At 63.2% G+C, this 21,944-nt stretch carries 21 protein-coding genes; 13 read left to right on the plus strand and 8 right to left on the minus strand.

The window, feature by feature from the left end; genetic code table 11:
- The 5 genes from B2J69_RS00240 to B2J69_RS00260 all read left to right on the plus strand — a co-directional run.
- A partial coding sequence (locus tag B2J69_RS00240; RefSeq protein ID WP_143806235.1) for a sarcosine oxidase subunit gamma occupies positions 1 to 470 on the plus strand: 470 nt, incomplete at its 5' end.
- Positions 471 to 527: 57 nt separating this feature from the next.
- Positions 528 to 1,394 (plus strand): formyltetrahydrofolate deformylase, encoded by an 867-nt coding sequence (gene purU / locus B2J69_RS00245; RefSeq protein ID WP_081134633.1) that lies wholly within the window; start codon positions 528 to 530, stop codon positions 1,392 to 1,394.
- Positions 1,395 to 1,406: 12 nt separating this feature from the next.
- Entirely contained in the window at positions 1,407 to 2,450 is a 1,044-nt protein-coding gene (locus B2J69_RS00250) for a GlxA family transcriptional regulator (RefSeq protein ID WP_081134635.1), read from the plus strand.
- Between the two features lie 383 nt (positions 2,451 to 2,833).
- Positions 2,834 to 3,055: a hypothetical protein gene (locus B2J69_RS00255; protein WP_081134637.1), complete on the plus strand. Its 222-nt coding sequence runs from the start codon at positions 2,834 to 2,836 to the stop codon at positions 3,053 to 3,055.
- A gap of 216 nt (positions 3,056 to 3,271) precedes the next feature.
- Positions 3,272 to 4,660, plus strand: a complete 1,389-nt coding sequence (locus B2J69_RS00260) for an MFS transporter (protein WP_081134639.1) — start codon at positions 3,272 to 3,274, stop codon at positions 4,658 to 4,660.
- Here B2J69_RS00260 and B2J69_RS00265 read toward each other — a convergent pair.
- Genes B2J69_RS00265 through B2J69_RS00300 form a run of 8 tightly spaced genes read right to left on the minus strand, consistent with a single transcriptional unit; the run spans position 4,651 to position 13,776 of the window.
- Positions 4,651 to 5,499 (minus strand): VOC family protein, encoded by an 849-nt coding sequence (locus B2J69_RS00265; protein WP_081134641.1) that lies wholly within the window; start codon positions 5,497 to 5,499, stop codon positions 4,651 to 4,653. The two genes, B2J69_RS00260 and B2J69_RS00265, sit on opposite strands and share 10 nt — an antisense overlap.
- 20 nt (positions 5,500 to 5,519) lie before the next feature.
- On the minus strand, positions 5,520 to 6,656 hold the full coding sequence (locus tag B2J69_RS00270; protein ID WP_081134643.1) for an amidohydrolase: 1,137 nt from the start codon (positions 6,654 to 6,656) through the stop codon (positions 5,520 to 5,522).
- Positions 6,653 to 7,765 (minus strand): alkylhydroperoxidase domain protein, encoded by a 1,113-nt coding sequence (locus B2J69_RS00275; RefSeq protein WP_081134645.1) that lies wholly within the window; start codon positions 7,763 to 7,765, stop codon positions 6,653 to 6,655. Before B2J69_RS00275 ends, B2J69_RS00270 begins: the two co-directional genes overlap by 4 nt.
- Positions 7,762 to 8,772, minus strand: coding sequence for a putative FMN-dependent luciferase-like monooxygenase (locus B2J69_RS00280; protein ID WP_081134647.1), 1,011 nt, complete (start codon positions 8,770 to 8,772; stop codon positions 7,762 to 7,764). The genes B2J69_RS00275 and B2J69_RS00280 overlap by 4 nt, the downstream gene beginning before the upstream one ends.
- Positions 8,769 to 10,382, minus strand: a complete 1,614-nt coding sequence (locus tag B2J69_RS00285; RefSeq protein WP_081134650.1) for a dipeptide ABC transporter ATP-binding protein — start codon at positions 10,380 to 10,382, stop codon at positions 8,769 to 8,771. The genes B2J69_RS00280 and B2J69_RS00285 overlap by 4 nt, the downstream gene beginning before the upstream one ends.
- Complete coding sequence (locus B2J69_RS00290) at positions 10,379 to 11,233, minus strand: ABC transporter permease (RefSeq protein WP_081134652.1); 855 nt, start codon at positions 11,231 to 11,233, stop codon at positions 10,379 to 10,381. Before B2J69_RS00290 ends, B2J69_RS00285 begins: the two co-directional genes overlap by 4 nt.
- Complete coding sequence (locus tag B2J69_RS00295; RefSeq protein WP_081134654.1) at positions 11,230 to 12,174, minus strand: ABC transporter permease; 945 nt, start codon at positions 12,172 to 12,174, stop codon at positions 11,230 to 11,232. Before B2J69_RS00295 ends, B2J69_RS00290 begins: the two co-directional genes overlap by 4 nt.
- 12 nt (positions 12,175 to 12,186) lie before the next feature.
- On the minus strand, positions 12,187 to 13,776 hold the full coding sequence (locus tag B2J69_RS00300; protein WP_407944727.1) for a TIGR04028 family ABC transporter substrate-binding protein: 1,590 nt from the start codon (positions 13,774 to 13,776) through the stop codon (positions 12,187 to 12,189).
- A 365-nt stretch (positions 13,777 to 14,141) separates the two neighbouring features.
- On the opposite strand from B2J69_RS00300, the gene B2J69_RS00305 reads away from it, so the two are divergent.
- The 8 genes from B2J69_RS00305 (at position 14,142) to B2J69_RS00340 (ending at position 21,808) form a co-directional block, all read left to right on the plus strand.
- The gene (locus B2J69_RS00305; RefSeq protein ID WP_081134658.1) at positions 14,142 to 15,140 is read left to right on the plus strand and encodes an MsnO8 family LLM class oxidoreductase; all 999 of its coding nucleotides are present in this window, start codon (positions 14,142 to 14,144) and stop codon (positions 15,138 to 15,140) included.
- Positions 15,141 to 15,156: 16 nt separating this feature from the next.
- The gene (locus tag B2J69_RS00310; RefSeq protein ID WP_081134660.1) at positions 15,157 to 16,314 is read left to right on the plus strand and encodes an amidohydrolase; all 1,158 of its coding nucleotides are present in this window, start codon (positions 15,157 to 15,159) and stop codon (positions 16,312 to 16,314) included.
- A 79-nt stretch (positions 16,315 to 16,393) separates the two neighbouring features.
- Positions 16,394 to 17,707 carry an LLM class flavin-dependent oxidoreductase gene (locus B2J69_RS00315; RefSeq protein WP_081134662.1) on the plus strand — a complete coding sequence of 438 codons (1,314 nt, stop codon included), beginning with the start codon at positions 16,394 to 16,396 and terminating at the stop codon, positions 17,705 to 17,707.
- Between the two features lie 13 nt (positions 17,708 to 17,720).
- Positions 17,721 to 18,662: an ABC transporter substrate-binding protein gene (locus B2J69_RS00320; protein WP_081134664.1), complete on the plus strand. Its 942-nt coding sequence runs from the start codon at positions 17,721 to 17,723 to the stop codon at positions 18,660 to 18,662.
- 9 nt (positions 18,663 to 18,671) lie between these two features.
- A complete protein-coding gene (locus B2J69_RS00325) occupies positions 18,672 to 19,184 on the plus strand; it encodes a GNAT family N-acetyltransferase (protein ID WP_081134666.1) in 513 nt (170 codons plus the stop codon).
- A gap of 9 nt (positions 19,185 to 19,193) precedes the next feature.
- Positions 19,194 to 20,123 carry an amino acid ABC transporter permease gene (locus B2J69_RS00330; RefSeq protein WP_081134668.1) on the plus strand — a complete coding sequence of 310 codons (930 nt, stop codon included), beginning with the start codon at positions 19,194 to 19,196 and terminating at the stop codon, positions 20,121 to 20,123.
- On the plus strand, positions 20,107 to 20,901 hold the full coding sequence (locus B2J69_RS00335; protein ID WP_081134670.1) for an amino acid ABC transporter ATP-binding protein: 795 nt from the start codon (positions 20,107 to 20,109) through the stop codon (positions 20,899 to 20,901). Before B2J69_RS00330 ends, B2J69_RS00335 begins: the two co-directional genes overlap by 17 nt.
- Entirely contained in the window at positions 20,864 to 21,808 is a 945-nt protein-coding gene (locus tag B2J69_RS00340; protein ID WP_081134672.1) for an ABC transporter substrate-binding protein, read from the plus strand. The genes B2J69_RS00335 and B2J69_RS00340 overlap by 38 nt, the downstream gene beginning before the upstream one ends.
- Positions 21,809 to 21,944 lie beyond the last annotated feature (136 nt).

Raw genomic sequence — 21,944 nt, forward strand, 5'->3', positions numbered from 1 at the left:
CTATCGCGCTGGACAAGGCGCTGCGTGCCACGCTGGGGATATCGTTGCCGTCGCAGCCGCTGTCGCTGACCCAGGACGCATCCGGTACTTATAGTGCGCAGTGGCTGTCGCCAGACGAATGGCTGCTGATCGTGCCGCCCGGCGAAGCCTGGCGCGTGGAAAGCCAGCTGCGCGCCGAAATGGGCGGCGAACATTACGCCATCACCGACGTCAGCGGCGGTCAGACGCTGCTGGAGCTAGAGGGGGGATCCGTGCGATTGCTGCTGCAAAAATCGGTGATCTGCGACGTGCACCCGCACGCGTTCCCGGTGGGCAAAGGCGTCGTGACCTGCTTTGCGCGCGCGTCGGTCAACCTGCGTCGTCCAGATGAAGCGCGCTGGCAGCTGGTGGTGCGGCGCAGCTTTGCCGACTACAGCTACCGCTGGCTGCTGGACGCCGGCGCGGAGTACGGCATTAACGTCCTGCTTTAACCGCCTGTAATCACTATCTGAGGGCCGCTGCGGCGGCCCTGTCTGAGGATGCCCGCGATGAGTCGTAATAACGCCAACTGGATTATTACCGCGCAGTGCCCGAGCAAGCTGGGCAGCGTGGATGTGGTGACACGCTTTTTAAAAGAGCAGCAGTGCTATATCAATGAGCAGCACACCTTTGATGACAAATGTGCGAAGCGGTTTTTTATCCGTAGCGAATTCCAGCCGCAGCGGGAGGATTTTAACCCGGCGGCTTTTCGCGACGCGTTCAGCCTGCGCGCTGCGGATTTCGCCATGTCATTTGAGCTGACCGAGCCGGGCTACCGCGTGCCGGTGATTATCATGGTGTCGAAAACCGATCACTGCCTGAACGATCTGCTCTATCGCCATCGCGCGGGAAAGCTGGCGATCGATATCAAAGCGGTGATTTCCAACCACGCGCTGCTGGAACCGCTGGTCGCCTGGCACGGCCTGCCTTACTACCATTTCCCTGTGTCGGCGCAGAATCGCGCCGAGCAGGAGAGGCAGATCTGGCAGGTGGTGGAGGAGACGGGCGCGGAGCTGGTAGTGCTGGCGCGCTATATGCAGGTGCTGTCGGCGGAGATGTGCCACCGGCTCGCCGGTCGCGCCATTAATATTCACCATTCGCTGCTGCCGGGTTTTAAAGGGGCGAAACCCTATCATCAGGCCTATGACAAAGGGGTGAAGCTGGTGGGCGCCACCGCGCACTTTATCAATGAAGATCTGGATGAGGGACCGATTATCAGCCAGAAAGTCGAGGTGGTCAGCCATGCCGACTATGCCGACGATCTGGTGGATAAAGGGCGCGACATCGAGCGGCTGACGCTGGCGCATGCGCTCTCCTGCTATGCCGAACGGCGCGTGTTTCTCTATGAGAACCGCACCGTGGTCTTCTCCCGCTGAGGCGCGGCCGTGATGGATAACGAAGGACGCGGATCTGAGGCAGAGGCCAGCGCCGCGCCGCTGCGGCCGGATATTCGTATTGGCCTGGTGCTGATGAATAAATTTACGCTGCACAGCGTGGCGGAGCTGATTGAGCCCATCCGTTTCGCGGCCGACGTCTCTTTTCTCAGCCGGCAGATTTTTTGCCAGTGGGAGTGGATGAGCTGCGATAACCAACCGGTGACCGCCAGCTGCGGCATGATGGTGACGCCGACGGCGCCGTTTAACCTGCACGCTGGCTGGGACTATGTGGTCTTTGCCGGCGGCCTGCTGGATGAAACGCGCCACCCGCCGCCGTGGCTGCTGCACGAAATGGCGGGGCTGCAGCGACGGCGCATCCCGATTATCGCGCTGTGCAGCGCGACGTTTATGGTGGCGCAGGCCGGTCTGCTGGATGGCAAGAAATGCGCTATTCACTTCACCACGCGCGACGAGTTTCGCCAGCGCTTCCCTCAGGTCACGCCGATCGTCGATCAGACCTGGGTCAGCGACGGCGGCATCATCTCTTGCCCGGTCGGCGCTTCGCGCGCGCTGGCGCTGGATATCATCCGGCAGCACTGCGATGAGCTGCGGGCGAAAAAGGTGCACAAATATTTGCTTATGGAGGAGGGGAAGAAAAAAGCCGGGGCGCCACACGGCATACCCGCAGGCGGAGAGTTGAAAACCTGGGATGACGACCTGGTGCGACGCGCTATCGTCTATATGCGCCAGCATCTCTCTTCACCGGAGCCGCTGCATCATATTACCGACTATTTACAGGTCAGCAGCCGACAGCTGAATCGCGCGTTTATATGCCATACCGGCGATACGGCGGCGGCACACTGGCGCAAACTTCGGCTGGAGCAGGCAAGGAAATTAATGGTCAGCAGCAGCGAGAGTATTAACAATATTGCGCGAACCTGTGGCTTTTCCGACGCGTCACACTTAATCGTCTGGTTTAGAAAACAGTATGGCGAGACGCCGGCAGATTATCGTAAGCGACGACGCGATGTCGGGCGACTTATTCATCCCTGCTGATTTCTCTCTGGTATAAAAAGCCGATAAACACAGATTTCGGCTTTTTTTCGTTTTAAAAAATGCGTGTCAGCACGCATAATTTCTCTTTTACTATGCCCCCTTAAACTTTGCTGTCGCGATAATGTTATTGCTCAGTGTGCGGTTTATTTTTTAAGTGTCGCCTGCATCAATTTTGGCCTGTTTCACAAAAATAAGAAAAGGATATGAATAAATTGTTAATTGCATAAATTATTGCTTTTAAATGATTTAAATGAAAGCAAGTGCACAAACCTTCTACAATCTTGCTTTTTCATATTATGACGTCAGGGAAGCAATGTTGACCATTTGTTATAGGCGGTGCAATGATTAATTTGCGAATTCACAGAAAGAGTGTGAGGCTTAAAATGAAAGGTCAAACCTGTAATCTGATAGCGCGCAATACGCTTTCCCTGAATAGATATGAAATGCCGAAGGTGAAAAGCAAGAAAAATGACGTGGTGTTCTGCGCAGTGGGCAACGGCATGATAGAGACGTCTTATATTAAACCGGAAAAAAGCCTGATGCGCCTGCTTTCGTTATGCTGGCAATATATCAATGAATCGGGCGTAATGCGTTCAATAAAGTAAACGCGGTTGCCCATATTCCCCACGGGCTCACCGAGCCCTTTTTACTTTTTTTTCAGGCGCCAATGATAGCGGCTCACTATCGTTTACCCACGCCAGCTTTCCGCCTGGTGTATGAGCGCTTATTCAGACCGGAATAGTGTACGCACGTCGACCTGCTGAAACAGGGCGGGTGCTGGCATCTCTGCGCAAACGTCCATTCACTGGAGAGATAACTGCATGTCTACCAACCTGTCTGTAGAAGATGTTCCTTTTAACCGTTTTCATACCTTGCTGACGGTGCGTTCAGTCGGCGGGCTGTTTGTTGACGGCTATGTGCTGAGCATTATCGGCGTGGCGCTCGCCACGCTCTCGCCGCAGTTAGGGCTGGACGCTTTCTGGCAAGGCACGATCGCCGCCTCGGCGCTACTGGGCATTTTTGTCGGCGGCTTTATTGGCGGCATGCTTACCGATCGCCTCGGTCGTCGATTACTCTATTTTGTCGGACCCGCGATGTTCGTGATTTTCTCCGTGCTGCAGTTCTGGGTGACAAGCGGAACCGAACTGTTTGCGTTGCGTTTTATAACTGGTATTGCGGTGGGGATTGAATACCCGGTTGCCACCGCTTTTCTGGTGGAGTTCCTGCCGAAGAAGCAGCGCGGCCCCTGTCTGGCGTCGCTTAATGTGCTGTGGTTCGCGGGTGCCGCCTGCGCCTTTGTCGTGGCGGAGGCGCTGCTGCACTTTGGCGGTGAAAACGGCTGGCGCTGGACATTGTCCAGTACGGCAGTGTTCGGCGCGCTGCTGTTTTTGATCCGCATCGGCACGCCGGAATCGCCGCGCTGGCTGCTGAGCAAAGGGCGCGCCGAAGAAGCGGAGCGGATTATCCGCCGCGTGTATGGCGCTCACTTCGGGCTGGCAAACTTAAAAGAAAATCGCGAGGGCAAAAAGCTACGGCTTAACGATCTGCTGCATTCAGGTTATGGCAAACGGATGGCGTTTGTTGCCATTTTCTGGACCTGCTCCGTTACGCCAGTATTTGCCGTCTACGCCTTCGCGCCGCGCGTGCTGGATGCGTTACACCTGCGCGGCGACTGGGCCTCATGGGGATCGATCGCCATTACCTTGCTCTTCGTTGTCGGCTGTATTCTGGCTATGCGCCAGGTGAATACGCTGGGACGACGAAAATTGCTGATCCGCAGTTTTCTCTGGTCAGGTCTCGCTTTGCTGCTGCTGGGCTGGATGAATAATGGCCCTTCGCTGCTGATTCTGGCGCTGTTCGGCGCCTATGCGCTGCTTATCGGCGGCGCGCAGGTGCTGCAGTTTGTCTATCCCAACGAGATCTTCCCGACTGAGATCCGCGCCGGCGCGGTGGGCTTTACCGCCTCATTGTCGCGCATCGGCGCGGCGGCGGGCACCTGGCTGGTGCCGCTGTCGCTACAGAACGCTGGTATTGAGGCGACGATGTATATCGCCGCCGCCATTACCTTTACCGGCCTGCTGGTTTCCTGGCTCATGGCGCCTGAGACAAAGAATCTTACGCTCAATGAAGCCGCCTCGCTGGGTGAGGAGGCGCCGCTCAACCCTGCCCGACAGCCGGTTTTCTTTGAGCGACCCTCACCTTACAAATGAAACCGCAGCGCCACGTTAAATCCCTGTTCCGCCGCCACCACAATCGCCTCCGGCTCTTCGCGGAACGGGATATCGCCCAGCAGCAGGCTCGCTTTCACCTTCGCCAGATCGTCGCTGCGGAAGCTGAGCGCGGACATGCGCGCCGCGCCGTCATAATCTTCCGGCAGCGAGCCGAAACGCGTTTGCGCGTAGGCGGCGGAGGCGAAACGCACCTTCGCCGCGCCTGCTTTCAGGACAAAGGCGCCATCCTGACAGGCGAGGATGCGATCCGCGCCGAACAGGTGGCTGTAGACCTGAGCGGAGAGCGCCGGATCCTGCGCCACGATGACAAACTCGCTGATGTTCTGCACGCAGTTGGGATGGCGCTGCCAGGCAGCCTGCCACACCGCGTGCGGCGTGTCGTGCTGGCAGAAAAAGCTGCGGCCGTTGGGGATCAGCGCCGGACGCAGCCGCACGGTGCGGAAATGCGCCTCGCTTGCTTCGCCGTCCGGCAGCGTCACCGGGCGGTGAAACGCGGCCGGCGCGTCGCCGTCCAGATCCTGCCGCTGCAGATGCTGATACGCGCTCTCCGCATCCTGGGTTTTCCACACCAGCCCGGTCAGGCCAGGCGGTGCCTGCCATAAATCTTTGCGCTGCTCGCCGCGTCCCGGCTCGTAGCCCAGCAGCTCGAGATAGTTCTCAGCAAAAATCGCCAGATGGTTGCTGGACCCCAGCGTATGGTGACCGCGCTCGCTGAGCTGAAAGCCGAGCCGACGATAGAGCGCGCTCGCCTCGTCCAGCCTATCCGCCACGTTGATCACCACATGATCCAGCACAGGAACAGGAACGGGAATCGTCATCTCACTTCTCCTCTTTTTCGTCATGCGCTGGCCACGATATCCAGCGCGCGCGGCGCAAGCTGCGTAAAGTAGTCCACCGCCGGCGCGATAACGCCCTCATCGGGATCGAACCCCGGATGGTGCAGGCCAAATTCGCTGCCGCTGCCGATGCTGACAAAGGCGCCCGGCACATGGTGCAGGTAGAAGGCGAAGTCTTCGCCGCCCATCTGCGGCGTGCCGCGTTCGGTGCGGAAGCCGCGCGCCTGCGCCAGCTCCAGCGCAAAGTCGGCCCAGGCGGGGGTGTTGACCAGCGCGGGCGGCCCGGCGATCCACTCCAGCTCCGCTTCTGCGCCGAAACCGGCGGCGATGCTGCCGATCAGCTGGCGTATCTTGTGCGGCATCGCCTCGCGAATGGCATCGTTATGGGTGCGCACCGTGCCTTCCAGCTCGACGCTCTGCGGCAGCACGTTCCAGGTGTTGCCGGCGGTAAAGCGCGTTACGCTCAGCACCACCGACTCCAGCGAGCTGAACACGCGGCTCGGCAGGGTCTGCAACGCGGTAACGATATGGCTGCCGATCACAATCGAATCGATACCCTCATGCGGACGCGCGGCGTGCGCGCCTTTGCCGTGAATGCGAATGGTAAAGCGATCGACATTGGCATAAAACGCGCCGCCGCGCGTGCGCAGCGCGCCGAGCGGCAGATCCGGCGCGTTGTGCATGCCGAAAATCGCCTGCACCCCCTCCAGCGCGCCGGCGTCGATCAGCTGCTGCGCGCCGTTAAAGGTCTCTTCCGCCGGCTGAAACAGAATGCGCACCCGGCCCGGCAGCTGCTGCTCCTGCTGGCGCAGACGATGCGCCACGCCGAGCATCACCGAGGTATGCAGATCGTGACCGCAGGCGTGCATCACCCCAGGCTGCTGCGACTTCCACGGACGGTCGACGCTCTCCTCAATCGGCAGGGCGTCGATATCGGCGCGCAGCGCGATTAAAGGCTCGCCGTGGCCAATCTCCGCCACTACGCCGGTTTTCAGCGGCAGCGGCAGCAGGCGAATATCGCCCTGCTGCAGCCAGCGCGTAATGCGTTCAGTGGTCTGAAATTCGTGGTTCGACAGCTCGGGATGCTGATGCAGCTCGCGCCGCCAGGCGATCAGTTGTTCAGTGGAAGACATGGTTATCCTTGTGCGTCAGAAGGGAGAAAAGGCTCGCCAAGCGTCAGCATCAGGCGGTTCGCCCAGGCGAAAAAGGCGGTCGACTGGATCAGATCGAGCTGCGCCAGCGTATCCAGCCCGTGTTCGCGCAGCGCCTGCAGCTGCGTCAGGCTGGCTGCGGGCGGCGTGACGGAGAGCGAGGCGGCGAGGTCGATCTCAGCGGCCCAGCGCGGCGACTGGCCGTGCGACAGCACCGCGCCGGGGGCAACGTTGAGCAGCTTCTGCACCGCGTCGTTATCCTTCGCCAGCTGCGACGCCTTGCGCGCATGGACCGAGGCGCAGTAGATGCAGCCGTTGATCTTGCTCGCCACCGTCGCCGCCAGCTCGCGCTCGGCGCGCGGCAGGCCGCCGGCGGTGTAGAAAATGCCTTTATCCGTCAGGGTGCGCTGCTCCAGCAGCGGCTGGTTGCGCGCCAGCAGACGAAAATAGTCGGAGTCGCTGTGGCCGAAACGCGCCAGCAGCGCCTGCTCGTCGGCGTCGAATTCCGCCAGCGGTTTGGCCGGCAGCCAGGGTTCCCAGCCCAGTTCCGCCTGGGTAAAGGCGGTTAGCGCGCGCTGGCCGCTGGCGGTGCGCTCGGCGGTGTGCCAGCGCCCCGCGACGGCGGCCTGCGCCGGACAGTTCGCCTCTTCGCCCTGCAGCAGCTGCAACCCCGCCAGCAAGCGGCTCTGGAAGCTGATAAAGCCCACCAGCTGCGCCAGCGTCACCACGCCGCGCGCGCTCCAGCCCGCCTCGCGCAACGCCTCGATATGCTGCGGCGCGGCGGCGACCGGCTCGACGCTCAGGCGTCTGGCAAAGGCGAGCCCCTGCTGGTGGCGCGGCGCGTCGTCCAGCGGCTGAAACGCCGGATGCGCGGCATAGTGCGCGCGCAGCCGTTCAGCGCCGTGCCACTCGGCGACCTGCGCCGCCAGCGCGACGCGTTCGGCCAGCGGGAAGTCGTCATGCTGCTGGCTGAACAGCACCTCATAGCTGCCCTGCGCGTGTCGGGTGGCGGCGTCGCGCGTGGCGCGCGCCTGTGCCAGCTCGCTGGCGGGGTCGATATCGGCCAGCGTGGCCAGCAGATCCTGTGAAGCAGTCATGGTTTCTCCTCAGCCTTAAGCGTGCGCAGCCAGGGCGCAATCTGCTCGGCGATCAGTTCAATGGAGCGCAGCGTGTCGGCGGGGGATGGCTCGACAGAGTGCACCTGGAAAGAGATATCGGTGACGCGCGGCAGCACCGAGTCCTGCGCCAGTGAGGCGCGCACCGCAGCGGCGTCACCGACGTGGGCGTCGAACTGCGCGAAGAGTTCGTCCAGCGTCTCGCCGCGCAGCGCATGACCGGCGGCGCGGTGCTGCTGCGCCTGCTGCTGAATGCCTGGCTCCGCAACGCGGCGCGCGTAGCCAGCGGAATCGGCGACAAAAGCGGTGCGCGAGGCGAGAATGCGCGGCGCGACGCCCGCTGGCAGCGCCTCAAGATAGGCGTCGATAATCGGGTTCTGTATCGCATCCAGTGGGCGCGCCGGATCCTCAGCCGGGCGCGGCTGGGTGCGCGACAGCATCAGACCATGACCGGCGGCGCCGGCGCGCGCCGCGCCCTCGGCGGAGAAGGTGGCGATCCAGACGCGCTGCGCCAGCTGCGGCGCGGCGGGATAGAGATGGTTGTCAGGATGCGCCAGCGAATCGCCGCGCCAGGCGCTGAGCAGCTGATGCAGGTTGTCGGCGAAGGCGGCGGCGCGCTGCTCAAAGGTCAACCCGAACGGCAGAAAAGAGCCGGGCGTGCCGCCGGAACCCAGCCCGATCTCCAGACGGCCCTCCGCCAGCAGATCGAGCACCGCCGCATCTTCCGCCACGCGCAGCGCGTTCTCCATCGGCAGAGTGATAATCGCCGTGCCGAGGCGAATAGTGCGGGTGTGCGCCGCCGCGTGCGCCAGAAACACCAGCGGCGCGGGCAGGCCGCCTTCCGCCTCGTGAAAATGGTGCTGGGCGATCCAGGCGCTGTCGAAGCCGAGCCGCTCGGCGTGCTGGATCTGTTCGGTGGCCAGCCGGTAGCGCTGTTGGGCAGGCACCTTCTCCAGCAGTCGGGTAAAAAAGCCGATGCGTCGCGTCATGCGGAAGCCTTTATTGGTGAAGTAAACTGGGGAATGGCGGCGATCAGCTCCCGGGTATAGGCGTGCTGCGGCGCGGCGAATAGCGTGACAACGTCACCGCTTTCCACTACTTCTCCGGCGCGTAATACCGTCACGCTGTCCGCCATATGGCGCACCGTCGCCAGGTCGTGGGTGATAAACAGATAGGTAAGGCCTAGCTCATTCTGTAACTGCTGCAGCAGCTGTAAAATCTGCGCCTGAACGGTAACGTCGAGCGCGGAGGTCGCCTCGTCGAGCACCAGGATAGCCGGGTTAAGGATCAGCGCGCGGGCGAGGGCGACGCGCTGGCGCTGACCGCCGGACAGCTCGCGCGCGCCGCGCGACAGCATCTCAACAGGCAGCGCCACCCGTTCCACCACCGCCTCGACGCGCTGCCGCCGTTCACCGGCGCTGAGCCTTTCAAAATTGCGCAGCGGCTCTTCGATGATCTGCCGCAGCGTCTGGCGCGGATCGAGCGAGGCGAAAGGGTTCTGATAAACGAACTGAATTTTGCGCCGCAGCTGGCGCAGCGCGTCGCCGCGCAGGCCGCCGATCGGCGTGTCGTCAAGCGTTACGCTGCCGCTGTCCGCCCGCTCGAAGCCGAGCAGAATGCGCGCCAGCGTGGTTTTGCCGGAGCCGGACTCGCCCACCAGCGCATGGGTTGAGGCGCGCGCCACCTGAAAGCTAACGTTATGCAGCGCCTGCAGCCGCCTGTTTTTGCCCAGCGCGAAGCTTTTGCCGATGCCGTCGGCGCGGATCGCGGGCGTCGCCAGCCGGTCAGGCGCGGGCCGCGCGACGCGATGCGGCGCCGCATCCCACAGCAGCTGGCGGGTGTAGGGGTGCTGCGGCGCGCCGACCAGCTGCGCGGCCGGCGCCGACTCCTGAATTTCGCCGTGGCGAAACACCATAATGCGGTCCGCGCGTTCGGCGGCCAGCGCCAGATCGTGAGTGACAAACAGCACCGCGGTGCCGGACTCGCGGCGCAGAGCGTCGAGCAGATCGAGAATGCGTTTCTGCACCGTAACGTCGAGGGCGCTGGTGGGTTCGTCGGCGATAATAATGTCAGGGCTAAGCGCCAGCGCGATGGCGATCAGCACGCGCTGCTTCATGCCGCCCGACAGCTGGTGCGGATATTGATCGACGCGCTGCTGCGGATGGCTGAGGCCGACGCGCGTCAGCAGCTCCACCACGCGGCTTCGACGCGCCTCGCCGTTCAGCGCGGTGTGCAGGCGCAGGATCTCGTCGACCTGGGCGCCGACGGTTTTCACCGGGTTGAGCGAATTGCCGGGATCCTGCGGCACCAGGCTGATGCGCACGCCGCGCAGGCGGTCGAGCCGCGTCTGTGACCAGTCGGCAATATCCTCGCCGTTGAGGCGAATGGCGCCGCCGTCGCGCCGGCCATTCTCCGCCATCAGTCCGATAATCGCCTGCGCGGTGGTGGTTTTGCCGGAGCCGGATTCGCCCACCAGCGCCACCATTTCTCCGGCCTGCAGTTCAAAGCTGACGTCATGCACTACCTGACGCCACTGATGCCCGCTGCGATAGCTCAGGCTAAGATGTTCTACCGCCAGTAGCGGCGCGGATGCGCTCATCGGCGACCTCCTGCAATCTGCATGCTGATGCGATTGGCGGCCAGCACCACGGCGATCACCAGCAGGCCGGGAAAGGTGGTGAGCCACCAGGCGGTTGAGAGATAGTTGCGGCCTTCGGCGATCAGCAGCCCCCATTCCGGCGCAGGCGGCGGCGTGCCGTAGCCGAGAAAGCTCAGCGTCGACAGCGCCAGAATCGCCTGACCAAACTGCAGCGCGGCAAAGGCGATCACCGGCGTCAGCGCGTTGGGCAGAATGTGGCGGCGCAGCACGGCAAAAAAGGTGCCGCCGCTGCCGAAGGCTGCCTCGACGTAGTCGCTGTGGCGGATGCGTACCACTTCACCGCGCGCCAGCCGGGCGAAGCTGGCAACAGAGGCGACGCCCACCGCCAGCGCGGCATGCAGCGTGCCGAAGCCGAGCAGGATTAACAGGCTAAGCGACAGCAGCAGCGACGGGATCGAGAGCAGCACGTCGACGGCACGCATCAGCAGCGCCTCGGTTTTGCCGCCCGCCGCGCCCGCCAGTACGCCGAGCGCGGTGCCCGCCGTCAGCCCCATCGCCACCGCGATCAGCGCGGCAGAGAGGGAGGCGGATGCGCCGTAAACCATACGCGCCCAGAGATCGCGCCCCAGCTGATCGGTGCCGAGCCAGTGTGCCGCCTGCGGCGCCAGCCGCTGCGCCCCGGCAAGGCCGTCGGTGGCGCTGTAGTGGGTGTAAAGTTCAGGAAAGATCGCCGCGCCGACCGCCAGCAGCAGCACCAGCCACGCCAGCCACAGGCCCGGCTGCAGGCGCAGCGCCTTGCTGCCGGCGGCGGGCTGGGCGCGGCGCGCCGTTGAGTAGTCTACCAGGCTCATCGCACACCTCCGGCAACGCGTTGCAGACGCGGATCGAACAGCGGCATCAGCAGATCGACCAGCAGGTTAATCGCCACAAAGCCGAGCGCGGAGATCATTACCACCGCCTGCAGCACCGCGACGTCCTGATTATTCACCGCCTGCTGGGTCAGCTGGCCGAGGCCGCCGAGGCCGAACACCGTTTCGGTGATCAGCGCGCCGGCGATCAGCTCGCCCAGCAGCAGCCCGGCGATGGTCAGCACCGGCAGCATGGCGTTGCGCAGCACGTGACGCCACAGCACGCGGCTCTCGCTCGCGCCTTTGGCGCGCGCCACCGCGACGAAAGGCTGGGTCGAAACCTCGTCGATACCGCGCAGCAGGATCTGCGCCAGCGGCGCGGAGATCGGCACCGCCACCGCCACGATCGGCAGCAGCAGCCCCTGCCACGGCGAAGGGTTAATCACCGGGATCCAGCGCAGCTGAAAAGAGAAAACCTGGATCAGCGCGATGCCGAGCCAGAAGGTAGGAATGGAAATAAACAGCGCGGGCACGGACTGCAGCAGCGCGCGCAGGCCGCGCAGCGCCGGCTGACGCGACAGCGCCGCCAGCGCAAAGGCGAGCAGCACCGCCAGCACAAAGCCGCACAGCGCCAGGCGCAGCGTGCCCGGCAGGTTATCGGCGATCAGCGCGCTCACCGCCACGCCCGCCTGCACCGAGAAGCCGAAGTCGCCGTGCAGCATGGCGAACAGCGTGTGCAGATACTGCCGCCACAGCGGGCTGTCTGCGCCGTAGGCGAGGCGCATCTCCTCGATCTGCTGCGGGCTGAGCCCTAAATCCGGGTTCTGAAATTTGATCAGCACCGCGTCGCCGGGCAGCACCTGCAGCAGCGCAAAGGAGAGGGTAAAGGCCGCCCAGAGCACCAGCAGACCCGTTCCCAGCCGAGGCAGCAGAAAGTGTCGCATCCTTCACCTCGCTTAATGTTTTTCCAGCCAGGCGCCGTAAAACGCCGGGCGGCCGACCGCTTCAAAGCGCACGCCCTTCAGCCAGGGCGCGCCGGCGAACACCTGCGGCTCCTCGAAGATGGGAATGACGTAGGCGTTGTCCAGCAGGTAGCGCTGCGCGTCGCCGGTAAGCTGCAACCGTTTCGCCGGATCGACCTCGGCGGAGATCGCCAGCAGCAGCGCGTTGAGTTTGTCGTCGCGGAAGCTCTGCACTTTGTCGCTGGAGCCGCCTTTCTGCAGCAGCGCGTCGCGGTTGCTCGGGTAGAACTGGCTCTTCACCACGTCAGGATCGGCGCGGCCCACTTCCGAGACGGTCAGCGGCGTTTTCAGCGGATCGAGCGTGTCGAGGGTTTTGCTGCCGGCATCGCCCGCTTTCACCGTCAGCGCCACGCCAACCTGGCGCCACTGCTGGGCGATCAGCTGTAGCACCTCTTTGTTCTGCGGCTGCGGCAGGGATTCATAGACGGTCAGCGCCAGCGGCTTGCCCGCTTTTTCACGAATGCCGTTTGCGCCCGCCTTCCAGCCGGCGTCGTCCAGCAGCCTTTTCGCCTGCTCCGGGTCAAACTTCAGCCTGTCGCCGAGATCGACGAAGCCCGCCGCGCTGGCGGCGATCACCGATTTAGCCTGCGGATAATTAGGCGAGAAGAGGGTATCGACCACCTGTTTTGCATTGGTGGCGTGCAGCAGCGCCTGACGTACGCGCACGTCGCTCACCAGCGGGTTGTCGGGACGGAAGCTGATGCTGTCATTGACGCCGCGCGTTGGCGCCGCGTAGATCGGGAAGTTCTGCTCTTTCGCCTGCTTCTCGTCGTAGGCCTGCACCTGACGGATGATGTCCGCCTGGCCTGCCAGCAGCGCGCCGATGCGCACGCTGTCCTCCGGCGTGACGATCACTTTGATGCCGTCGAGGTTGGCTGGCCCCTGCTGCTGACCGTTTTTCGGCCCCCACTGATAATCTTTGCGCGCAACCAGATCGACCTCGCGGCCCAGCTTCTCGTCGCTGACCACAAAGGGACCGGAGCCGATAATATGCCGCGCGTCGCCCAGCTGATCAAAATTACGCGCCAGCGTGCTGAGCGAAACTAAACCCGAGCCGATGGTGGCGGTGCCCTGTAAAAAGCCCGGTGACGGCTTCTTGAAATAAAACTTCACCGTCAGCGGATCGACAACTTCGCTGTGGTCGTAGTTATTAATTACCTCGGAGACCGGCAGGCGCTGCGCCTTATTGCCCAGACCGTAGGTGTCGAAGTTTTTCGCCACCGCGTTGGCATCCAGCGGCGTGCCGTCGGAGAACGTCACGCCGGGGCGAAGGTGAAAGGTGTATTCCGTTTTATCCGCGTTGCTGCTCCAGCTCTGCGCGATCCACGGCTCGACCTGCAGCGTTTGCGGATTCTGCCAGGTGAGCTTATCGGTGATCTGATTCAGAATGCCGCCGTTGGGATAGAAGCCGCCAGCCGGCGGATAGAGATTGGTGTGCGCCTGCTGCTCAAGGTAGATCAGCGTGCCGCCCTTCACCGGCGTTTCCGCCGTGTGAACCGTGATACTCCCTGCAAGTAAAGCCATCGCCAGCGCGCGCGGCAGCGGCGAAAAGGGTGAACGCGTCATGTGAATTCCTTTGTTATCAACTGCCTTAACGGCGGAATTCATCATCGGACGCGGCGCAGGGCAAATGAACCAACGAATTGCGCAAAGCTTAGCTGAAAATAACAAATGGCGAGGTGGGTAATATAAGCGCGTTAATGCTGCTGATGACGGCTAATTGTTTTCCTCTATTGCGCGCAGCGCATTTAAGCAGGCGTTGTTCGCGCAAAAAAATAAACCTTCGCTATGCCGTTTTTCGCCATCCCTATTTCATATTTGTTGTTTTACGAATTATTAGCCTCGCTCCACACTGAGTCGCAACTGGATATATAAGTGAGGAAAGGTGAATGTCATATCGTTTAAGTCTGTTGGATAAATCGCCGGTGCTCGCGGATGAGCCGGCCAGCAGCGCCCTTCAGCGCACCCTGCAGCTGGCGCAACAGGCGGAACGCTGGGGCTATCACCGTTTCTGGCTGGCCGAACACCACAACACTGCACAGCTGGCGAGTCCGTCGCCCGAGGTGCTGATCGCCTGGATTATCGCGCAGACCCAGCATATTCGCGTTGGCTCCGGCGGCGTGATGCTGCAGCACTACAGCCCCTATAAAGTGGCGGAAAACTTCAACCTGCTGGCATCGCTGGCGCCGGGTCGCATCGACCTTGGCGTCGGCAAGGCGCCGGGCGGGCTGCCGCTCTCGACCCGCGCGCTGCAGGCGGGCGTCAACGCCGAGGCGAAAGGCAGCTTTGCCGATCAGCTGCAACAGCTGAGCCAGTGGCTCGACGCCCCGCAGCAGAAACAGGCGGACGAAGAGACGCTGCACGCCACGCCGCTGCCGCCGCGTCCGGCTAATCGCTTTCTGCTGGGCGCCAGCGCGGAGAGCGCCACGCTCGCCGCGCAGCAGGGATGGCAGCTGGTGTTCGCCGCCCATCTCAACGGCGACCGTCAGCTGATGGAGAATACGCTCGGCACCTACCATCGTCTTAGCGGCCAGCGTGCGCTGGTTGCGGTGCAGGTGGTGGTAGCCGACTCCCCGGCGGAGGCGGAGCTGCTGGTGAACGGCCTGCGCCACTATCATGTGAAGGTCAACGGCGGGCAGAGCGTGAACGTCGGCAGCCTGGAGCAGGCGGAGCGCTATGTGCGTCAGGGGGGCTTTAGCGACTACGTTATTGAGCCGCGCACGCCGTCGCTGCTGAAAGGCACCGCCGCGCAGGTGCACGCCCAGCTTGAGGCGCTGCATCAGCACTACGCCGTCGACGAGTTCGTGATCGACACGCCGATTGGCGAGCCGAAAGCGCGCCTGCGCTCGCTGGAGCTGCTGGCGACCCATCATCTGGTCGCGGCATAACCCGGCGGAGGCGATAATGAACACCCCTTTTGAAACTCAGCTGACTGAGTGGCGGCGCGAGCTGCACACCTGGCCGGAACTGTCCGGCAAGGAAGAGGCGACTACCGCGCGCCTGCGCGCCTGGCTGCAGGCGGCGGAAATTACTCTGCTCGACTATCCGCTGCAAACCGGGCTGGTGGCGGAGATCGGTCAGGGCGACGCCCTGATTGCCCTGCGCGCCGATATCGACGCCCTGCCGGTGCATGAGGCGAGCGGGCTGGCCTTTCACTCGCGGCGTCCCGGCGTCATGCACGCCTGCGGTCATGACGTGCACAGCGCGGTGATGCTCGGCGCGGCGCTGCTGCTGAAACAGCAGGAGGCGCAGCTTAACGGCCGCGTGCGCATTCTGTTTCAGCCGGCCGAGGAGATCGCCGCCGGGGCGCGGCAGTTTATTGACGCGGGCGTGCTGGAGGGGGTGCAGGCGATTTTTGGCATGCACAACGAGCCGGGCCTGCCCACCGGCGTCTTCGCCACGCGCGGCGGCGCCTTCTACGCCAACGCCGATAAATTTATTATCCGCGTTAACGGCAAAGGGGCGCACGCGGCGCATCCCGAAGAGGGCGTTGACGCCATTGTCGCCGCCAGCCAGATTATTCAGGGGCTGCAGAGCCTCACCAGCCGCAGCTTCAATACCCTCGACAGCCTGGTGCTGAGCATCACGCGCATCGACGCGGGCAAAACCTGGAACGTGCTGCCCGGCAGCGTCGAGTTCGGCGGCACCGCGCGCACCCACGATCTCGGCGTGCGCGCCGGGCTGGAGGCGCGCGTGCGCGCGCTGGTCACGCATTTCGCCGAGGCGGCGGGCGCGCAGGCGACGCTCAGCTGGCATGCGGGGCCGCCGGTGCTGGTCAACGATGAGCAATGGGCGCGCGTCGCCAGCGAGGTCGCCGAACAGGCGGGCTATCGCGTGCAGACCGCCGATCTTCATCTTGGCGGCGAAGATTTCGCCTTCTATTTGCAGCAGATCCCAGGCGCCTTTGTCAGCATCGGCAGCGCCAGCGCGTTCGGCCTGCATCACTCCGCTTTCAATCCCGACGAGGCGCTGATGGCGCCCGCGGCCCGCTACTTCGCGCAGCTGGCGCAGCACGCGCTGCAGCAGCTCAACGCGCGATGTCGCGACGCCATCCTGACCTGATCCCTGACCTGAACGGCGTTCGCGCGGCCCTGGCCGCCGCGCGATAAGCAGCGCTGCCACAAATACAGAGAGAGACATCATGACCACAAGAGAGCTTCGACTGGGCACCATCCTGCATGGCGCATCCGGCAATATGTCCGCGTGGCGCCATCCCGCCGCGCAGGCGGATGCCAGCATTAGCTTCGACTACGCGAAGCGCATCGCGCGTAAGGCGGAAGAGGGCAAACTCGACTTCCTGTTTGTTGCCGACGGCCTCTATATCAATGAAAAATCGATCCCCCATTTTCTCAACCGCTTCGAGCCGCTGACGCTGCTGTCGGCGCTGGCGGGCGTCACCGAACACCTCGGGCTGGTGGGAACGGTGTCGACCTCCTACAGCGAGCCGTTTATCACCGCGCGCCAGTTCGCCAGCCTCGATCACCTGAGCGGCGGCCGCGCGGGCTGGAACGTGGTGACGTCGCCGCTGGAAGGGTCGGCGAAAAACTTCTCCCGCAAGCAGCACCCGGAACATGCGCTGCGCTACCGCATCGCCGATGAGTATCTCACCGTGGTAAAGGGGCTGTGGGATTCATGGGAAGAGGACGCCTTTGTGCGCGACAAAGCGAGCGGCAAATTCTTTGACGCCAGCAAGCTGCACGCCATCGACCATCATGGCGATTTTTTCCAGGTGGCGGGGCCGCTGAATATTCAGCGCACGCCGCAGGGTCGTCCCATCGTTTTCCAGGCGGGCGCCTCCGAGGATGGCAAAAAGCTGGCGGCACGCCATGCCGACGCCATCTTCACCCACCAGCCGACGCGGGAAGAGGCGCAGGCGTTCTACCGCGACGTGAAGCGTCAGCTGGCGGAGAACGGCCGCCAGCCGGAGGATCTGCATATTTTTCAGGGCGTCAGCGTGATTGTCGGCGACAGCGCCGAGGATGTGGAGCAGCAGTATCAGACCACCGCCGCGCTGGTGTCGATTCAGGACGCGCTGAACTATCTGGGACGCTTCTTCGATCATCACGACTTCTCGCAGTATCCGCTCGACGCGCCGTTCCCGGAGCTGGGCGATATCGGCCAGAACAGCTTCCGCAGCACCACCGACGAGATCAAGCGCAAGGCGCGCGAGCATGGTCATACGCTGCGCCAGGCGGCGCTGGAGGCCGCGACCCCGCGTCCGCTGTTTCACGGCACGCCGGAAGAGGTCGCCGACGGCCTGCAACAGTGGTTTGAAACCTTCGCCACCGACGGCTTTATTATCCAGGGCGGCACGCCCGACACCTTTGAGCGCTTTGTCGACCGCGTGGTGCCGGTGTTGCAGGCGCGCGGCCTGACGCGCCGCGACTATCCCGGCACCACCCTGCGCGCCAGCTTCGGTTTGAAAGAGCCGGTTAATCAGTTCTCACCACAATAAGAGCCCTTTCGCTATGCAGAACACAAAAACCCTTATTGCCCTGATGCTGCTGGCAGCGTCCGGCACGGTTAACGCCGAAAGCACCAACGTCGACTACAACGGCCAGCGCGTCAGCCTCGAGGCCAATAAAACGCCGATCAACACCGCGAAGAACGACCAGGCGGTGGCGCAGCTGCCGGCGGGCCATCACTTTGTGGTGCCAGGCTCCTTTACCGTGGCGGTCGCCGCGCAGAATTCGCCGCCGCTGACGGTCTTCTCGGATGACAACAAAACCCTGCTCGGCAGCGAAGTGGATATCGCCCGGCTGGTGGCCGACAGCCTCGGCCTGAAGCTCAACGTGGTGCCGACCTCGTGGGAGGACTGGCCGCTCGGCGTCGCCTCCGGCAAATATGACGCGGCCATCTCTAACGTTACCGTCACCCGAGAGCGCAAAGAGAAGTTCGATTTCGCCACCTACCGCCGCGACACGCTCGGCTTCTACGTGAAAGCAAGCAGCAGCATCAAATCGATTAGCCAGCCGGAGGATATCGCCGGGCTGCGCATTATCGTCGGCTCCGGCACCAACCAGGAGGCGGTGCTGCTCGCCTGGGATAAAGCCAACCAGGCGAAGGGGCTAAAGCCCTTCACGCCGATTTACACCAAAGATGACGCCTCCCAGACGCTGGCGCTGCAGTCGGGCCGCGCTGACGCCTACTTCGGCCCGAACGTGATCGGCGCGTGGAAGGCGGCGCTCACCGGCAAAACCCGCCTGGTGGGCAGCTTCGACGGCGGCTGGCCGAAGGTGGCGCACATCGCGGTGACGGTGAAGAAGGGCAGCGGCCTGGCGGAGCCGATCAACACCGCGCTCAACGGCGTGATCCAGAACGGCGACTACCTCAAGGTGCTGAACCGCTGGGGCGAGGGCGTAGAGAAAATCGACCGCTCTGAAATCAACCCGCCGGGCCTGGGCGATTAGGAGGGAGCGATGAGCCAGCAATTTTTTCGCGACGTGTCGCCGGAGGCGCCTGAGCTGCAGCCGATCCTGACGGGACTGTTCGCCTTTTATGAATCGCGCTACGGCGACTTTTTCCGCAATAACCAGGAGGTCGAGCAGACCGAATGGTATCTGCCGCCCCACGGCCTGTTTATCGTGCTGGAGCGCGACGGCGAGATTATCGCCATGGGCGCCTATAAGCCGTTTGACGCCGAGACCGCCGAGCTGAAGCGCATCTGGACGCGCGGCGATCTGCGGCGTCAGGGGCTGGCGCTGCGGGTGGTGCAGGAGCTGGAACGCCGCGCGCGGCAAGCCGGCTACCGGCGACTCTATCTCACCACCGGTTTCCGCCAGCCGGAAGCGGTGCATCTCTACAGCAGCTTTGGCTATCAGCCGCAGTTTGACCTCAGCGGCGATCTTGAGCGCTACGGGCAGCCGCCCTATGACGGCCGCCTGCGTTTTACCAAAACCCTCGACGTCGACAGCGTCGCGCAGGCGAGTTAAGGAGCGAATATGAAAGGGGATCATCAGCAGTTAAAAGTGGTGCCGGCGCGCTATCCGGCGCGCACCGTCGGGGCGATCGTCGCGCTGTTTATTCTGGCGGGCGTGGTGGAGTCGGTGGCGCTCAATCCGCGCTGGGAGTGGGGCGTATTCGCCCGCTGGTTCTTCGACCCGGTGATCCTGCACGGGCTGGGACAGACGCTGCTGCTGACGCTGCTCGGCACCCTGTTCAGCCTGATTTTCGGCGGCCTGCTGGCGCTGGCGCGCCTCTCATCGTCGTGGCTGCTCAGCAGCCTGGCCTGGGGCTATATCTGGCTGTTTCGCTCGCTGCCGCTGATTGTGGTGCTGATTATTCTCTATAACTTCTCCTACCTTTACGACACGCTGTCGTTCGGCGTGCCCTTTACCGCGCTCGCCTGGGGCCATTTCCAGACCATTAACGTGCTGGGGCAGTTTCCGGCGGCGGTGATCGGCCTGACGCTGGTACAGGCGGCCTACAGCGCCGAGATTATTCGCGGCGGCTTCCTCGGCGTCGATCACGGCCAGATGGAGGCGGCGTCGGCGCTCGGCCTCTCCGCCACGCGCCGCACCTTTCGCATTATCTTGCCGCAGGCGCTGCGCGCCATTATTCCGACCGCCTTTAACGAGATCATCAGCCTCGCCAAGGGCACGGCGATGGTTTACGTGCTGGCGATGCCGGAGCTGTTTTACACCATCCAGATGATCTACAACCGCAACCAGGAGGTGATCCCGCTGCTGATGGTGGGGGCGGCCTGGTATCTGATCATCACTACGGTGCTGTCGGTGATCCAGCACAGCGTTGAGCGCTGGCTGGCGCGAAGCGTGACCCGCGATCCGCAGCCTTCACGCTGGCGCCAGTGGCGCAGCCGTCTGAACCCCGTTGCCACCCATGAGGAGATTAGCCATGTCCGAAGCCATTGATTATCGCCAGGCACACGCCACCGGCGCCATCAGCATTACCGGCGTCAGCAAAAGCTACGGCCGCCACAAGGCGCTGGATGACGTCTCGCTGGAGCTGGATCCCGGCTCGGTGACGGTGATTGTCGGCCCGTCCGGCTCCGGCAAGTCGACCCTGCTGCGCACCCTCAACCATCTGGAGCGCGTCGATACAGGCTTTATCCAGATCGACGGCGACTATATCGGCTACCAGCGGCGCGGCGACAAACTCTACGAGCTGAAAGAGAAGGCGATTTTGCGTCAGCGCATCAACGTCGGCTATGTGTTCCAGAACTTCAACCTGTTCCCGCATCTGACGGTGCTGGAGAATTTGATCGAGGCGCCGGTGGCGCATCGCCAGCTGTCGAAGCGTGACGCGGTAACGCGCGCCGGCGAACTGCTGGATATCGTCGGGCTGCGGCATAAGGCGGACGCCTGGCCGCGCCATCTTTCCGGCGGTCAGCAGCAGCGCATCGCCATTGCGCGCGCGCTGATGCTCAACCCGCGCGTGATGCTGTTTGATGAGCCGACCTCGGCGCTCGATCCCGAACTGGTGGGCGAAGTGCTCGACGTGATCAAAAAGCTGGCGCGCTCGGGCACCACGCTGGTGATCGTCACGCATGAGATCGGCTTTGCGCGCGAAGTCGCGGACAACGTGGTGTTTATGGTGGACGGGAGAATCGTTGAGCAGGGCAGCGCGACGCAGGTGCTGAACAATCCGCGCCATGAGCGCACGCGCCGCTTTCTTGCCCGCGTGCTATAGGAGAGAAACAGTGAAAAAAGTCCTGCTCTGCGCGCTGCTGCTCTGCGCGACGCGCACCGCGCTGGCGGCGCCGCTCGATGCCGCAAAAAATGAGACGCCGATAGCCGCGCCGGCGAACCCGCAGGCGATTAGCCAGATCCCGCAGGGATTTGCTTTCGTCGAGCCGGGTTATCTGACGGTGGCGACCGCCAATACCAACTCGCCGCCGCTGGGGCTGCTGGCGTCGGATAATAAGACGCGCATCGGCAGCGACGCCGACTTCGCACGGCTGCTGGCGGACAGTCTGGGGCTAAAGCTGCGCCTGGTGCCCGCTTCATGGGAGGACTGGCCGCTCGGCGTGACTGCCGGTCGCTATGATGTGGCGATGTTCAATATCGCGGTGACAGAGGAGCGTAAGAAGAAGTTCGATTTCGCCACCTACCGCGCCGACGGTCACGCTTTTCTGGTGAAGGCGAACAGCCCCATCAGCAGCATTAATAAAGCGGAAGATATCGCCGGGCTGCGTATTATTGTCGGCTCCGGCACCAATCAGGAGCGCATCCTGCTGGGCTGGGACGCGCAAAACCGCGCCAGGGGGTTAAAGCCGGTGACGCCAGTCTATCTGACCGACGAGGCGGCGGCGACCCTGACGCTGCTTTCCGGGCGCGCCGACGCGCTGTTCGGCCCACAGTCGATGGCGGCCTGGAAGGTGGCGTCGCGCGGCGACACGAAGATTGTCGGCTATGGCCCGGTGCGATCCTGGGTGGCGGTCACCACCAAAAAAGGCAACGGGCTGGCAGAGGCGTTGCAGACGGCGGTAAACGGCACCATCGCGGGCGGCGAGTATCGGCAGGTGCTGAGCCGCTGGGGCGAACAGAACGAGGCGATCGCGGCGTCGACGGTGAATCCGCCGGGGATTGTTTATTAGCATCCGGTGAGACAGTCGCTGAGGGTGCAACGGAGTCTGCTGGCGCCGTTGCACCCTTATTGATTCCCCCGAAAATGATGATTTAGCCCGCCGCAAACGGCCCCGTAGGGCGGAGCACAACATCCGTTACGGCTAT

It is taken from the genome of Pantoea latae (assembly GCF_002077695.1).
GTDB lineage: Bacteria > Pseudomonadota > Gammaproteobacteria > Enterobacterales > Enterobacteriaceae > Pantoea > Pantoea latae.